Here is a 15490-nt window from a genome sequence, read left to right on the forward strand (position 1 = left end):
CAATCAGTCCATGTGGATCGTCGGGCCGTCGGCGGCACCGCGACGCGGGCGGCGCATCAGCAGCAGCAGCGGAACGACCGCGAGGGTGAGGATGAAGAGCAGCCAGAAGGCATCGACGTAGGACACCATCGCCGCCTGCCGCGTGATCTGCGCATTCAGTGCGGCGACCGCGCCGGGCGCATCGAAGTCGAAGCCGGAGGGCAGCACCGGATTGTCGGGGCGGATTTCCTCCACCAGCCGCGAGTGGACGGTCGCGCCATTGCGGATCGTCAGCGCCTGCAACACCGAAATGCCGACCGCCGAGCCGATATTGCGCGTCAGCGTGAACATCGCCGCGCCCTCGTTGCGGTATTTCGGGCTGAGCGTCGCGAAGGCGATCGTTGTCAGCGGCACGAACACGAGTCCGGTGCCGATCCCCTGGATGAACCCGGAAATGATCACCAGCCGCTCGTTCATGCCGAGCGTAAAGCCCGACATCATGTGGAGCGAATAAGCCGCAATCATGAACCCGGTGAAGATCAACAGCCGCGGGTCGACCGTCTTGATCAGCCGCCCGACGACGATCATCGAGATCAGCGTGCCGATCCCGCGCGGCGCGGTGACGAGGCCGGTCAGCACGACCGGATAACCCATCAGCGTTTCCAGCATCGTCGGCAGCAAGGCGAGCACCCCGAACAGCACGGTGCCGAGGAAAAAGCCGAAAATCGAACCTGTCAGGAAATTCCGGTCCTTGAACATGCCGATGTCGATGAACGGACGTTTCGCGGTCAGCGTGTGGACGACGAACAGATAGCCGAAGAACAGCCCCAACGCCGCCTCGATGCACACTTCGGTCGAGCTGAACCAATCCTTGGTCTGGCCGCGGTCGAGCATCAGCTGGAACGAGCCGATCGCGAGCGCGAGCATCGCGAAGCCGAACAGGTCGAGCCGCGGTTTCGCCGCGTCCTTCGTTTCCGACAGGAACGCCGACAGACCGGCAAAGGCGAGCGCGCCGATCGGCAGGTTGATGTAGAACACCCAGCGCCACGACAGATTGTCGGTCAGCCAGCCGCCGAGCGCGGGTCCGATGATCGGCCCGAGGATCGCACCCATCCCCCACACCGCCATCGCAGGGCCGTGGCGTTCGGGCGGGTTGATGTCGAGCAGGATGGCCTGGCTCATCGGCACCAGCGCGGCGCCGAACACGCCCTGCAGCAGCCGGAACCCAACTAGTTCGCCGAGGCTGTTGGCGATCCCGCACAGCCCCGAGACGGTGGTGAAGCCGATGATCGACCACAGCATCAACCGCTTGCGCCCGAACCGCCCGGCGAGCCAGCCGGTCAAGGGCGTCATGATTGCCGCCGCGACGATGTACGACGTCAGCACCCAGGTGATCTCCTCACCCGAGGCCGACACGCTGCCCTGGATATGCGGCAGCGCGACATTGGCGATCGTACTGTCGAGCGAGTTCATCACGGTCGCCGCCATCACCGACGCGGTGATGAAGCGACGCGACACCGCGTCGGGATAGGACCCTGTCATGGCTAACCCGCCGTCAGCGCTCGGCCGTGCCACCGCCGAACAGGTGGCGCTTGTAGCCGGTGTCGACGCTGACCTCGACGCTCAGCCCCGCGTGCAACGGCACGTTCGGCGGCAGGCGGTCGATGCTGAACTCGACCGGCAATCGCTGCACGACCTTGACCCAATTGCCCGTCGCGTTCTCGGCGGGCAGCAGCGCGAAGCTGTTGCCGGTGCCGGGGCTGAAGCTGGTCAGCCGCCCGGTCAGCTTCAGGTCGGGGAATGCGTCGACGTGGAAGGTCGCGGGCTGCCCGACACGCATGTGGTTGAGCTGGTCTTCCTTAAAATTGCCCTCGACCCACATCCGCGTGCCCGCGAGCGTGAAGACGGGTTTGGACGCGGTGACATAGCTGCCGCGCTGCAATTGATCGACCTTGGTGACGATGCCGTCCTGCGCGGCGCGCACCACCGTATAGCCGAGGTTGAGGCGCGCGCGCTCGAGCGCCGCCTGCGCGCGCTGCACCGCCGGCTGCACCGCGGTCGGTGCGTCGACGCTGCCGGTCAGCGTTGCTGCGACGCCCGCATTCTGCTGCACCGAAGTCTGGATCTGCTGGCGCGCGGTCTGCGCGGCGAGCACCGCCTGATCGTACTGGTTCTGCGACGAAATACCTTCGGCCAGCAGCGATTTCTGCCGTGCCGCCTCGCGCTCCGCATAGGCGAGCCGCGCGCGCGCCGCCGCCAGCGCGGCTTCGCCCTCGCGGTAGCTGGCGCGGGTGGACGACACCTGCGTGCGCGCGTTGGCGAGTTCCGCCGCCGCCTCGTCGACCGCAGCCTGGAACGGCGCGGGATCGATGCGGAACAGCACGTCGCCCGCACGGACGCGCTGGTTGTTGCGCACCAGCACCGCGACGACGGGTCCGCTGACGCTGGCGCTCACCGGCACCAGCCCGGCCTGAATGTAGCCGTTGTCGGTTTCCTGATAGCGCCCGCCGCTCAGGTAGAAATACAGCCCCAGCACCACCGCCAGGATCGGCGCCGCGATCAGCAGCGGCAAGCGCAGGCGATTGCGCCGCGTGCGTGGCTCGTCGGCGGCCTCGACCACCGGCGCTGGTTCGGTGACCGGAACCGAGTCGCGGAGCGTCTCGGGTGCCGGTCGTTGGTTCTGTGGGTCGTCCAGGCTCATGTTTCCTCACGGATCGGGCGCCGCACGGGCGGCGCGATCTCGATTGCTACCGCGCGTTGCACCTCTCGTTGATCAAACGCAACATGATAATACGCTACCTAATGATTATGTTGCATTGACCCAAGTACGCGATAGAGGTGCGCGGGATGAAGGAAGAGGAAGTCACCCCGGCAATCGCGCCGACAGCGGCGGTCGCCGAGCCCGCGGAGCAGCGCAGCCTCGTCGCGCAGATCAAGCTGGTGTCGAAGCTGCTGCGCAAACGCTTCGACGAGCGCGCGCGCGCGGTGGCGCTGAGCGAGGGTGCGGACCGGGGCGAGGCGTTGACGCAGGCGCAGTGGCGCGCGCTCGCCACCATTTACCTCAACGCCGGCTGCACGCAGAAGGAACTGGCCGAGAAACTCGAAATCGGCCCGGTCGCGACCGGGCAGACGGTCGACCGCCTCGAGCGATTGTCGTGGATCACGCGCCGCAGCGATCCGGGTGATCGCCGCGTCAACCGGCTCCACGTCACCGACGCGGCGCTGCCGATCCTGGAGCGACTGGGCGTTTTCGCCGACCGCGAGGATTATTTCGCCGCGGTCGGGCTCAGTCCCGAGAAGATGGCGACGCTCACCGCGCTGCTCGACGAGGTGATCGGGAATTTGTCATCGGCAAAGGAGCCGGGCGGGGTCAACTCTTCAGCCGCCACCCGCTCTTGAAGATCCACGCGATCACCGCGAGGCAGGCGACGAGGAAGCCGAGCGTCACGCCAAGGCTCAAGGCGATATCGACGTCGCCGCGTCCGAAGAAACTCCAGCGGAACCCGCTGACCAGATAGACCACCGGATTAAACAGGCTGACCGTCCGCCACGGCTGCGGCAGCATGTCGATCGAGTAGAAGCTGCCGCCCAGGAACGTCAGCGGGGTGATGAGCAGCAGCGGCACGAAGTTCAGCTGCTCGAAACTGTTCGCCCAGATGCCCAGAATGAACCCGAACAGGCTGAACGCGACCGAGGTCAGCAGCAGGAACGCGATCATCGCGAGCGGGTGCTCGACGACAACGGGAACGAAGAAGGCCGAGGTCGCGAGGATGATTGCACCGATCACCACCGACTTGGTCGCCGCCGCCCCGACATAGCCGATCACCAGCTCGATCGTGGAGATGGGCGCCGACAAAAGCTCGAAGATCGTACCGGTGAATTTCGGGAAATAGATGCCAATCGAGGCATTGCCGACGCTTTGCGTGAGCAGCGACAGCATGATGAGGCCGGGCACGATGAAGCTGCCGTAGCTGACCCCGTCGACATTCTGCATCCGGCTGCCGATCGCGCCGCCGAAGACAATGAAATACAGGCTGGTGGTGAGCACCGGCCCGATCAGGCTCTGCCACAACGTGCGCAGCGACCGCGCCATCTCGAAGCGGTAGATCGCCCAGATACCGTGAAGGTTCATGCCGGGAACGGTCATGCGCGTTCCTCCACCAGGTCGACGAAGATGTCCTCTAGGCTCGATTTCGATGTCTCCAGATCCTTGAACGCGATGTGCCGATCGCCGAGCGCGCGCAGCAGCGACGGAATGCCGGTGTCCTCCTGCGTCGCGTCGAACACGTAGCGGAGCGTGCGCCCGTCATTCTCCAAACTAAGCTGCCACTGCTCGAAGCCCGCGGGCACTGCGTCGAGCGCGTCGACCAGCGTCAGGTCGAGCTCGCGCTTGCCGAGCTTCTGCATCAGCGCCGTCTTGTCGTCGACCAGCAGCAGCCGGCCCTTGTTGATGACGCCGACGCGGTCGGCCATCTCCTCGGCCTCCTCGATGTAATGCGTCGTCAGGATGATCGTGGTGCCGCGTTCGCGCAGCGAGTGAACCAGCTTCCACATGTCGCGGCGCAGCGCCACGTCGACGCCCGCCGTGGGCTCATCGAGGAACAGGATCTCGGGCTCATGCGCCAGCGCCTTGGCGATCAGCACGCGGCGTTTCATGCCGCCCGACAATTCCATGATCTTGTTGTCGCGCTTGTCCCATAGCGACAGGTCGCGCAGCACCTGCTCGATATACGCGTTGTGCCCCGACCGCCCGAACAGCCGGCGCGAGAAGGTGACGGTCGCCAGCACGGTCTCGAACATGTCGACCGACAGTTCCTGCGGCACCAGCCCGATCAGGCTGCGCGCCGCCTTGTAGTCGGCGAGTGCGTCGTGCCCGCCGACGCGGATCGTCCCCGTCGACGGCGTCACGATGCCGCAGACAATGCTGATCAGCGTCGTCTTGCCCGCGCCGTTGGGGCCGAGCAGCGCGAAGATCTCGCCCTTGTTGATCGACAGATCGACGCCGTGAAGCGCGGTGAAGCCGCCCTTGTAGGTCTTTGACACGCCCGAAAGCGTAAGGATTGGTTCGGTCATGAAGTCCCCTTGTCGCTCGCAGATAGGAGCGCGCAGGCCAGATGGGAGGGGCCAAGCGGCATTGATCTCACGCCCTCACCCATGAAGGTGCGTTGTGACGCGACCGTGACCGGCCTAACGCGCATGTCATGGCGCAGAACCGACCCGCGTGATGACCCGAACGAGCGCGCCGCACGGCTGGGCGAACAGGACCGCGTGGCTGCGGCGCAAGCTGCGCGCGAGCGAGGCGGCGTTCATCGTCCTGTCGGTGGTCGTCGGCGCAGTGGCCGGGTTGAGCAGCGTGCTGCTGGGGACGCTGGCGCGCGCGGTGCAATCCTGGGCCTTCGCGCTTCCCGACGACGCGCGCCTGAGCGCCGCGCCCGCGCTTTCACCCGCGATACTCGTCATGCTGCCGATCGGCGGCGCGGTGCTGGTCGCGTTCAACTGGCTGGTCCGCGCACGCAGGCGACGGCTGGTCGACGCGGTGGAGGCGAATGCGCTCCACGGCGGGCGCATGTCGTCGATCGACAGCCTGGTAATCGCGGGGCAGACCGCGCTGTCGAACGGTTTCGGCGCGTCCGTTGGGCTGGAGGCGGGCTACGCGCAGCTCGGCGGCGCCGGCGCCTCGGTCGCGGCGCGTTGGCTGGGCCTCAGGCGCAGCGATTTCCGCACGCTTGTAGGTGCGGGTGCGGGTGCGGCGATCGCGGCGGCGTTCGGTGCGCCGCTGGCGGGCGCGTTCTACGCGTTCGAGATCGTGATCGGCGCCTACACGCCCGCCGCGATCGCACCCGTCGTCGCCGCCGCGCTGACCGGCGTGTTCGTGGCGCAGCTGTTCGGCGCGCGCCCGTATCTGATCGACGTGGCGACGCGCGCGCCGATCGAGACGCATCATTACCTGCTCTACGCCACCCTCGGCGTCATCTGCGCCGGCGCCGGCATCGCCCTCATGCGCGTGATCGCGCTCGCCGAGCAGGGCACGCGGCGGCTGCCGCTGCCCGATGCGCTGCGGCCGATCCTCGGCGGCGCGCTGCTGATCCCGATCGCGCTGATCTCGCCGCAGGTGCTCTCCGCCGGGCACGGCGCGCTCCACGCCGATCTGGCGGTCGGCGTGCCCCTCACCTTTGTCGCCACCATCCTGCTGGCAAAGGCGCTCGCCTCGATCGTGTCGCTGGGGTTCGGCTATCGCGGGGGATTGTTCTTCGCGTCGTTGTTCATGGGTACGCTCGTCGGGCACCTGTTCGCCGGGGTGCTGGCGACGGCGGGCTGGGTCGTGCTCGACCTGCGCGATGCGGCGATGGTCGGCATGGCGGCGCTCGCCGTCGCGGTGATCGGCGGGCCGATGACGATGGCGATGCTGGTGCTGGAGGCGACGCACGATTTCGCATTGACCGGCGCGGTGCTCGCCGCCGCACTGGTATCCTCGTCGCTGGTGCGCGAGACGTTCGGCTACAGCTTCTCGACGTGGCGGCTCCACCTGCGCGGAGAGACGATCAAGAGCGCGCGCGACGTCGGCTGGACCCGCATGCTGACGGCCGGAAAGATGATGCGCCGCGACGCGCGCGCGACCCCGGCCGACACCAGCGTCGCCGAGTTCCGCCGCCGCTTTCCACTCGGCGCGACCAGCCGCGTCGTGCTGACCGATGCGGAGGACCGCTATGCCGGGATCGTCCAGACCCCTGCCGCCTATGCCGAGGCGCTCGACACCAAGGCCGCGGTCGGCGAGCTCGCGATCAACCGCGACGCCGCACTCGCGCCCGACATGGACATTCAGGCGGTGATGAAGCGCTTCGACGCGTCGGGCGCGGACGAGCTGGCGGTGCTCGACGCCGACCGGCGCGTGCTCGGCTTGCTGTCCGAAACCTTCGTGCGGCGGCGCTATGCCGAGGAGCTGGAGAAGGCGCAGCGCGACCTGTTCGGCGAACGCTAGCGTCTTTTATTCGCACAGGCTCGATTCACGCGGCCGAACGTTCAGGCGCGATGAACGGTGCAACCATCGCTGATGCCACCATAATCTTGGGCTCGCCGCGTCCGGGTCTCAACCGCGGCAAAACCGTTCGAACAGGTAGCGACGCATCGTGACCACGCCGCAGTGGATGTCGATCGGGCTGCTCGTCGCGATGATGGGCATGTTCCTGTGGGGGCGGTTCCGCTACGACGTGACGGCGATCCTGGCGCTGCTCGCCGGCGTCGCGATCGGGCTGGTCAAGCCGGCTAAGGCGTTCACCGGCTTTTCCGACGACATCGTCATCATCGTCGGCTCGGCGCTGGTGATCTCGGCCGCGATGCAGCGATCGGGGTTGATCGAGAGCGCGCTGGGGGTGATCGCGCGGCGTGTCACCCGCGTGCGCTCGCAGTTGCTGGTCCTGACCGGCGCCGTCGGCGTGTCGTCGGCGCTGGTGAAGAACGTCGGCGCGCTCGCCATGCTGATGCCCGCCGCGGTGCAGACTGCGAAGAAGTCGGACGCCAGCCCGTCGGTCTTCCTGATGCCAATGTCGTTCGCGTCGCTGCTGGGCGGGTTGATGACGCTGGTCGGCACCTCCCCCAACATCATCGTCAGCCGCGTGCGCCAGCAGATGACGGGTCAACCGTTCGGCATGTTCGACTACCTGCCGACCGGGCTCGGCCTGCTGATCGTCGGACTGGCCTTCCTGCGCTTCGGCTATCGCCTGCTGCCGCGCGAGCGCCGCGCCGCACCGACGATGGGGGAAGCGCTCAACATCTCCGACTACGTGACCGAGGCGAGGGTCGACGAAGGATCATCGGCGGTCGGCGAGACGGTGGCGGCCTTCCTCGAACGCCACGACCATTCGATCACGATCACCGCGCTGCTGCGCAGCGGCGTTCGCACGTTCATCGCGCCCGACCTGACCATCTGCGCCAACGACACGCTCATCATCGGCGGCGACCCCGACACGCTGGAACGCGTGATCGCGGGCGATCATCTGGCGCTCGCCGGCCAGGACCGCGATGCCCCTAAGGGGAGCGAGGACGACGAGGTCGGCGTGATCGAGGCGGTGGTCACCAGCGAATCGGTGCTGGTGCGCCAGTCGGCCGGGCGGCTGCACCTGCAACAACGCTACGGCGTCAACCTGATCGCGATCTCGCGCGCGGGAAAGCGGCTGACCAAGCAATTGCGCGACATCGTGCTGCGCGCGGGCGACGTGATCGTGCTGCAAGGGCCGCTCACGCTGCTTCCTGAGCGGATGCGCGATTTAGGCACGCTGCCGCTCGCTGAGCGTCCGCTGCGGCTGGGCAGTTCGAAGCGCCGCTTCGTTCCGCTCGCGATCCTCGCCACCGCCATGTTCGTGACCGCGATGGGCTGGGTGCCGGTCGCGGTCGCGTTCTTCGCGGCGGCGGGATTGATCATGGCGAGCGGCGCACTGCCGCTGCGCGAAGCGTACGAGGGCGTCGAATGGCCGATCCCGATCATGCTCGGTGCGCTGATCCCGGTCAGCGAGACGCTGCGCACGACGGGCGCATCGGACGTGCTGGCGACCAGTCTCGCGCATCTCGCCACCTCGCTGCCCGCCTGGGGCGCGGTGGCGCTGATCCTGGTGGCGGCGATGGCAGTGACGCCGTTCCTCAACAATGCGGCGACCGTATTGGTGATGGCACCGATCGCCGCGGTGTTCGCGCACGATCTGGGCTACCGGCCAGAGGCGTTCCTGATCGCAACCGCAATCGGTGCGGGGTGCGATTTCCTGACCCCAATCGGCCACCAGTGCAACACTTTGGTGTTCGGACCCGGCGGTTATCGCTTCGGCGACTATGCCCGGCTGGGCGCACCGTTGTCGCTGCTGGTGGTGCTCGTCGGCACGCCGCTGGTCATGTGGACGTGGCCGCTGCAGTAATGCGTGACAGGCAGCCGTGGCGGTTGTCGGTTCGGACTGGAGCGGGTGAAGGGAATCGAACCCTCGTCGTAAGCTTGGGAAGCTTCTGCTCTACCATTGAGCTACACCCGCATTTCAACGCCTTAGCGTCGAAAAGGCCGTTGCTGGGTCCCGGTTTACAGTCCGGTTTACATCGGCGACGCCAGCCAATGCCATGAGCATCATCCTGCCGTCAACACGTATGCCGATACCGACGTTCGATAACGGACGGCGAAACGCGATCCAGGCGTCAATCCGCAAGGAGGCCACGGGCGATGCGTTTGCCCAAGGCGATCTGACGAGCGGTATCATCGACGTAGATACGGCGGATGCGCTCGACCTCCGCTTCGGACCAGCCCATGATGCTGGCGATCTCAGCATCCGTGAGGTCCGTCGTGGTCATGAGGTAGGTGGCGAAGGTGCCACGGGCATCGTGCAGATGCTTGTGCCGCCGGCCGGACTGGCCCGCCTCATCGACCTCGACATGAAAGATGCCCGCCAGCTTGGCGATACGGGAAACTTCCTTGGTGAGCGTGTCGAGGTTCCACGGTCGCCCCTTCGGGTTGACCAGCACCGTGTCGACACCTGACGCACGCGGCTGATCCTTCAGCTTCGCTAGGACGGCATCGAGCTCTGGAATCCGCGGAACTGTCGCGAAGTGACGGCGGCCTCGGCTGGTCTTCTTCGCCTTCTTGACGATCGCGAACTCGCCGATCGACGCCCACGTCAAGCGCGCGAGATCCTCTCGCCGAAGCCCGGTCACGGAGCAGAGAAGCAGGGCGTAATAGACGCAGCGATCTTTTTCTCCCGCAGCCTCTTCGAAGGCGAGCAGGTCGATCTTCGTCCACACGATCTCCGCTCGCTGCCCGTTGACGTAGATCTTCCCGATTTTCTCGGCGACGTTGATCCGTAATGAACCGCGCTGAATGCCGTATTTCAGCAGCGCGCGTAGCACGGTGACGCCGTTATCCGCCGCCCGCGGCGTGGCAGCACGCGCATCGCGCCAGTCTACGACTTTCTCGATCATGCGCTCATCGTTGAAAACCGCGAGCGGAACCTTGCCCCATTTCCCCTCGATCGTCCGCACGATCGAACCCCAGGTCTTCTTCGTATTCTCGCTCAGCCGCGACCATTCGGGACTCGCCTGCCACTTGTCGATGAGCGATTGGAGTGTCGTGGGATTCGGCTGCCGCGCTGCGTCCCGATCCCTCCTGGCGGCGGCGAGCCTTTCCAGTGCCTCGGTTGTCAGATCCGGCCGGGCTCCATCTGCCGACATGACGGGAGGACCGCCGCGCCATGCGTAGACGTGCCAACGGCTGCTCCCGTCGGCGAGACGCTTTTCGACGAAGTGCAGTCCCTTGATCACAGGCGCGCTTCCCATTCGCGGAAGATGTCTTCCGGTGTCGTCGCAGCGGGTCGCGTTGTTTCCGCAACGCTCAGGCGGATGGTGCCGTCGGTTTCGACCTCGAGCCTGCCGATTGGCAGACCGGCTTTCATTGCCGCTTGGATCGTGCGGCGGATCGCAACCGTGCTGATCGGGCTCTTCTTGCGCGATACGCGCACGCCATTTTCCTTTCGAGAACCGGTGGTCTCGAAATTGCCCTCATCCTCACCCTTGCCGGGGCGGATCGAACGGGTGTTCTGATCCGAACGGCCCGCGATCGTCGCGAGGCATTCGAACCCCAACCCGATGGGGTTCATCTCCTCTATCGAGGAGAGCAGCGGTTGGACGAACGGTGTCGGACCAGGCCGGGTTTCGTCCACCTCCGCACGGCGCGCTGACGCCTGGTGTGCGACGGGTTCTTTATGATCCAACACGAGAGCATGCTCACGGGCTGCCGCTGGCAGACCCCCGGCCTAGGTGACGACGTTGACCGAGGGCCTGCCAGCGGTAATTCGGAGAGCCTCGCCGCACCGAAGCGCGGCCGCAGCCGTGCTTCGTGAATCAGCGTGGTCCGGAATCGCTAAGAAGGGAAGAACCCCCGTCGCACTAATCTACATCAACTTTGGTCTGGTCGCGCGCTAGGGCAGCGAAAGGTGAAACGACCCAGAAGTCGCCATTCAGCGCGATCCGTGCACCTCCCAGAAGCGGACGCTCGTTCATCGTGGTCTTCGACGGCGGCTGTGCGCCCTAATTTCGGCCATTCGATCTTGGTTTCGATGATCCCGGAAACAGTCATTCGGTCAGCTTGCCTGCAACTCGCGTATTGGGCGCTAGCGCACAACCGAATCTGAGCGACGCGCCGCCTACTACCCGAAGAGGTCGCTGGACAACAAGTTGCCGGGTTCGGATCACCCAACCGACTGGCTTGATCCGTCGAACCGGCAAGTGATCGTGCGGTCCAACCTCGAAGACTGGATGGCGAAGGAAATCGGTCCCGGGCAGTTGGAAGGACCGGAGTTCTTCGACGTCTACTATCGCGAGCACGAGGGCGAAAATCCGTTTCGCGCACAGGCCGCGACGCGTGAGGGTTTGGTCGCGATCCTCGGCAGCCTCAAGGCGAAGCTGCAGGCCGTCTATCCGGATTACGCGCCGCTTCGACAAGAGCTCGACCGCATTGACATGTCGGTGAAGCTCGTCGGCCGGATGAAGCCGACCCAGGGCTGAATTCGAACGGCAACGCGCCAGCGGTGCGCTGCCTTCGTACCGAACCGGCTTTGCGTCGTCACGCGTCGCCTTCCGCATCGCGGGCTTGCTTTGCCGTGTCGACCCAATCCTCAAGTTTGATGTCGTCGCAATATTCTCGCTGCGCTTTCCGAAGACCATGATGGCGATCGATTGCGGCCAAACGTCCCTTCTCCACTTCCGCGAGAACGGCTTCGCTCGCGCCACATCGCTTTCCGATCTTGCCGATTCTCGACCAACTTTCCATCAGGCGTGGCGACGCCGCTATCGCGGTGGTCACGGCGGCATCGAACAGGGTCGCTCTTTTCACCGGATCAGATGCGCTGTCGTTTGCGTCGGTTTCCTGCGACCCGATTTCGTCCAGGGCTTTTGCGACGTCGATTACGAGTCTGAGAGCACGCAGGTCGTTCCTAAGCATCTCGAACACGCGGTCCGCGAACCGACTCTTCGCCAACCACCGTTGGACGTCGGACAAGCTCTCGAGAATTGCGTCCAGCTTGTCGTCGATGGTCTTCAGCCACCCGTCGAGCTGTCCAGCCATCTCGCCGCGTTCGAGCAACGCCACCCAAGCGGCGCAGTGCCATTCGCCCGTCGTCTTGATCTTGTTCGCGAGCATGACCTCGAAGGCGCGGGTCAGCCCGTCGACGGGTATCTTGTTTACGGTCCTTTCGATCGTGTCCTCGTCGTCGAACGACACCACGTTCGACAATGCGTCGTCGAACAAAGGATGTGTCGGGATCCTCGCCAACGATCGGATGATCGGTTCCCAAAACGGCCTGTTGCCGTGATGTTTGCCGTACCACCACAGCGGCTGCGGTCGGCCGACGAAAGTCCGGACACAGGCTTCAAACAGATCGGCCCCGAGCAGGTTCTCGAGCTCGCGAGGGTCGAGACCCGAGATGTCGTCGCGACCGGTGATCGCCTTCATGATCGCGGGATCAAGCTCTCGCCGGGTCAACATGATCGCCGAGAGCCAGCGCTGATCTTGACGGCCCTCGGTAAGCCAGCTGACGATCCGTATCCGCTCGTCGGCGTCGAATCCTTCCCAATTGTTCGCGATGTCGGCGGCGATAACCGTTCGTGCGCCGGTGTCCTCAATCGCGAACAGCTCTTCGAGCAGAGCGTGGCGCTGACCAGGTTTCGTGACGGCGACGAGCGAGTCGACCATCGCCAATTCGTAGTCGTCGAGAAAATAATCCCGTAGCCGCTCGATACACCGCCTCGTCCAAGCTTCGACGGCCGGGATCAGCTCTTCGGTCAGACCGGCGGCGACCGCGCTTTCCATGGTAGTGTTGAACCGACCGTTGTTGAGCGCGACGTTGGCAGGAAGCCTGTCGAGCACCGTCGGCACCAATCTGACGAAGATCGGCCAAGGCGGCGCGTCGCCGAACTCCTCTTCTCGGTCGAACATCACCAGGCGCGAGAACAGAACGCTGGCGGTCGCCATGGATGCAGCTTGATGTTCGACCGCCTCCATGAGTGCCTCGCGACGGTCGTCGTCGATTTCGGGCCAAACCTCCGCCAAGGCTTCGAACACGGCGATGCCGACCGCGGGGGCGCCGTCTGTGCGGAGGCGCTCGATGATCGGCCGATCGTCGACCCGTGGAATGCTGACCCAGATCCGCGCCGCTTCAGCGCGAACGAGTGCCTCGTCTGCGAGCAGGAAACGCTCGACGATCTTGGGCGTCATCGCCACCGGATGAGCGCGCAAAGCCGTCAATATCTGTCGCGACAATGGGAGATCGAGCCCGAGCGGCCGCCCTTGGTCGATCGCATCGAGATATGGCTGAACGACCGAAAGTGCGACGTCGTGCGATCGAAACAACGAGCCCTTCGACGAGAGAAACGCGACGCCGCGATCGACGACGATGTCGTCCAGATCGTTCAAGCCGTACTGTGCCCAGTGCGGCACCTGCTTGCGCATCTCTCGCGGGAGCCGTTCGGCGTGCTCCATCAGGAACGCGAAGCATGCGTCACGCGTCGCCGGAAAGATCGATCGCAAGCCGTCTTCGGCGACCGAATACGAGATCGGCTCTTCGGCATCGGCATCGAGCGTTTGGAGGATCCAACCGAGATTGCGCGCTGCCGAGAGCGACACGTCCGGCGAGAGCGAGCCGATCGCGCGAAGCAGTCGATCGCGGGTGAGCTCCTTGTCTCCGGGTAGGTCGGGCCGCAGCAGCATTTGCGCTCCGGCTCGCAGATAAGGGTGCGGGAAGTTCGTGCGGTGCTCGCGCTCTTCGATGACCCTGCGGCGAGCCAGCAGGTCGTGCGCCGCCTGCTGGTCCGCCGTCAGCGCCGGTGGAGCTGCGTAGTTCGGAAGCTCGGGTTCGGGCCCTCCCATGCTGACCACAGCCCATTTGGGCCGTAGGCCAGGCAAATCCTCTTTGCCGTCGATGACATAGGCGAGCTCGGTTCGGGACGCGCCTCGATCGGAACGCGTGGCGATCGCCGCCGTCGCCAGCATCGGTTCGACGGCTTGGTTCTTCGTCACGAGGATGCGTGCGAAATCGGAGGCATCGCTGTGCGCGAAAACCGCAATGGCTTCGTCGCCGATCGTATCCGGCAAGTCCGGTAACGCGTGGGCGAGATAGGTCAGCGCACCCGGACTGCGAAGGCGATCGTCGCTCGCGATCAAGGCGTCGACGCGGGCAATCGTGGACGCGGGAAGCGACATCTCGGACGCGGCGCTCGCCCATATTTCGGTGGCCTTGTCGGCGGCCAAGGGCTGCACGGGCGTCCAGCCGCGCGTTCCCAACGAACATTTCGACAGCTCCGATGAGCGGCAGATCTCGTAGAGTATGTGATCGACCTGGGCGACGATCAGCCGCCTGTCTCCACGGAGGCGTTCGACGAGCCGACGGAGATCGGCGAAATACGACGAAGCCTTCTCATGGGCCTCACGGGAGCCGAAGGGATCGTCGAGCAGAAATAGGCGTTCGCCACCCGATGCATCGGTCAGGAAACGGTCGGCCTCTTCGACGCTGGCGCCCTGTCGAACCTCGTAGCCGGCGCTCTGCAGCGCCCCGCCCAAAGCGCGTTGGGTCCAACTCTTTCCGGCCCGGGGCGGCCCGGTGAGCAACAAGACACCGTCGCTTCGAAGCCTGTCGAGCAGATCCGCTTCTAGACCGAGTGTAACGTAATCGGCCGGTGCGACGGCGGCGGGCGCCAGTTCGTCGAGGCGACGACGGAGCGTTTCGAGAACGTTGGCTTGCGATTTCTTCGCGGCGTCGAGGTCGTCGGTCAGCGCGGCGATGGTCCCACGAAGCGAGAGCGTATCGAAACGCATCGCGCGCAAGCGACCGTGCAGCCGCGTCTCGACGGTTGCCTGGATCTCTTCGGCGATGACGAAAACGCGCGAGAGCGCGCCGCGCAGCTTCGCCGACGACAACGCCGCGAGCTTGGCGATGTCGGCGCGACGTTTCGCGTCCAATGCCGACGTCGGCGTTCCCGCGGCGAGTAGCGTCAGCTCCGTGACGAAGTCGCCCAGTTCGGCGTGGCCGACTGTATGCGCCTTCGGGAGCTGTTCGAGATTCGGCTGGAGCCTGAACCGGCTCAACGGATCGGTAAGCCGACCCGACGTCACGAATAGAACCGCGCGGTCGGTCTCGTCGGCGAGTCGTTCGAGCAGGGAGCCGGTCGCCCTTCGGTCCGGATAATGAGTCAGGTATTCGGCCAACGCGCCGAGGGTGAGGTCTTCCAGCGTTCCCTTCACCTGGACTTCGAGCACGCGGATTGCCTGCGCTCCGCTCCACTCGAACACCGTGTCTTCGCCCCCGTTGGGCTCGGGCACCATCGATTGCAGCCCGGACGCACCGAGCGACAGCCCTAGGTCTAGGCAGACCAAGTCTTGGAACTTGTATTTCTCCGGACCCACGATCGCGATGTTCAAAATGCCGACTTCCTCGTCATGCCCAGGTCACAGCCGCGTACGCATCGCCGGTCTGAGGCGGTCTTGGATTACGAA

The 15490-nt window shown here is 65.3% G+C and carries 11 protein-coding genes and 1 tRNA gene; 4 read left to right on the top strand and 8 right to left on the bottom strand.

All coding sequences use genetic code 11. The features are described 5' to 3' along the window. Positions 1 to 3: 3 nt before the first annotated feature. A complete protein-coding gene (locus BMW51_RS05190) occupies positions 4 to 1521 on the bottom strand; it encodes a DHA2 family efflux MFS transporter permease subunit (protein ID WP_093004114.1) in 1518 nt (505 codons plus the stop codon). A gap of 13 nt (positions 1522 to 1534) precedes the next feature. Further along, positions 1535 to 2680, bottom strand: coding sequence for an HlyD family secretion protein (locus BMW51_RS05195; RefSeq protein ID WP_093004116.1), 1146 nt, complete (start codon positions 2678 to 2680; stop codon positions 1535 to 1537). A gap of 146 nt (positions 2681 to 2826) precedes the next feature. On the opposite strand from BMW51_RS05195, the gene BMW51_RS05200 reads away from it, so the two are divergent. Beyond that, a complete protein-coding gene (locus tag BMW51_RS05200) occupies positions 2827 to 3378 on the top strand; it encodes a MarR family winged helix-turn-helix transcriptional regulator (protein WP_093004118.1) in 552 nt (183 codons plus the stop codon). On the opposite strand, the gene BMW51_RS05205 is transcribed toward BMW51_RS05200, so the two are convergent. Further along, entirely contained in the window at positions 3350 to 4126 is a 777-nt protein-coding gene (locus tag BMW51_RS05205; RefSeq protein WP_425440971.1) for an ABC transporter permease, read from the bottom strand. The two genes, BMW51_RS05200 and BMW51_RS05205, sit on opposite strands and share 29 nt — an antisense overlap. Next, on the bottom strand, positions 4123 to 5052 hold the full coding sequence (locus BMW51_RS05210) for an ABC transporter ATP-binding protein (RefSeq protein WP_093004120.1): 930 nt from the start codon (positions 5050 to 5052) through the stop codon (positions 4123 to 4125). The genes BMW51_RS05205 and BMW51_RS05210 overlap by 4 nt, the downstream gene beginning before the upstream one ends. A 151-nt stretch (positions 5053 to 5203) precedes the next feature. On the opposite strand from BMW51_RS05210, the gene BMW51_RS05215 reads away from it, so the two are divergent. After that, on the top strand, positions 5204 to 6958 hold the full coding sequence (locus tag BMW51_RS05215) for a chloride channel protein (RefSeq protein ID WP_093004122.1): 1755 nt from the start codon (positions 5204 to 5206) through the stop codon (positions 6956 to 6958). 148 nt (positions 6959 to 7106) lie between these two features. Then, positions 7107 to 8882: an SLC13 family permease gene (locus tag BMW51_RS05220; protein WP_093004124.1), complete on the top strand. Its 1776-nt coding sequence runs from the start codon at positions 7107 to 7109 to the stop codon at positions 8880 to 8882. Between the two features lie 37 nt (positions 8883 to 8919). Here BMW51_RS05220 and BMW51_RS05225 read toward each other — a convergent pair. The 3 genes from BMW51_RS05225 to BMW51_RS05235 all read right to left on the bottom strand — a co-directional run bounded on the left by BMW51_RS05225 (position 8920) and on the right by BMW51_RS05235 (position 10601). Then, a tRNA-Gly gene (locus BMW51_RS05225) sits at positions 8920 to 8993 on the bottom strand. Between the two features lie 157 nt (positions 8994 to 9150). After that, positions 9151 to 10266, bottom strand: coding sequence for a tyrosine-type recombinase/integrase (locus tag BMW51_RS05230; protein WP_177171540.1), 1116 nt, complete (start codon positions 10264 to 10266; stop codon positions 9151 to 9153). Further along, entirely contained in the window at positions 10263 to 10601 is a 339-nt protein-coding gene (locus BMW51_RS05235) for a hypothetical protein (protein WP_093004128.1), read from the bottom strand. Before BMW51_RS05235 ends, BMW51_RS05230 begins: the two co-directional genes overlap by 4 nt. Before the next feature lie 628 nt (positions 10602 to 11229). On the opposite strand from BMW51_RS05235, the gene BMW51_RS05240 reads away from it, so the two are divergent. Beyond that, entirely contained in the window at positions 11230 to 11508 is a 279-nt protein-coding gene (locus BMW51_RS05240) for a DUF5623 domain-containing protein (RefSeq protein WP_093004130.1), read from the top strand. 58 nt (positions 11509 to 11566) lie between these two features. Here the strand turns inward: BMW51_RS05240 and BMW51_RS05245 are convergent, their stop codons facing one another. Beyond that, positions 11567 to 15415 (bottom strand): nSTAND3 domain-containing NTPase, encoded by a 3849-nt coding sequence (locus BMW51_RS05245; RefSeq protein ID WP_093004132.1) that lies wholly within the window; start codon positions 15413 to 15415, stop codon positions 11567 to 11569. Between the last annotated feature and the right edge of the window lie 75 nt (positions 15416 to 15490).

The organism is Sphingomonas palmae (assembly GCF_900109565.1).
Classification (GTDB): Bacteria; Pseudomonadota; Alphaproteobacteria; order Sphingomonadales; family Sphingomonadaceae; genus Sphingomonas; species Sphingomonas palmae.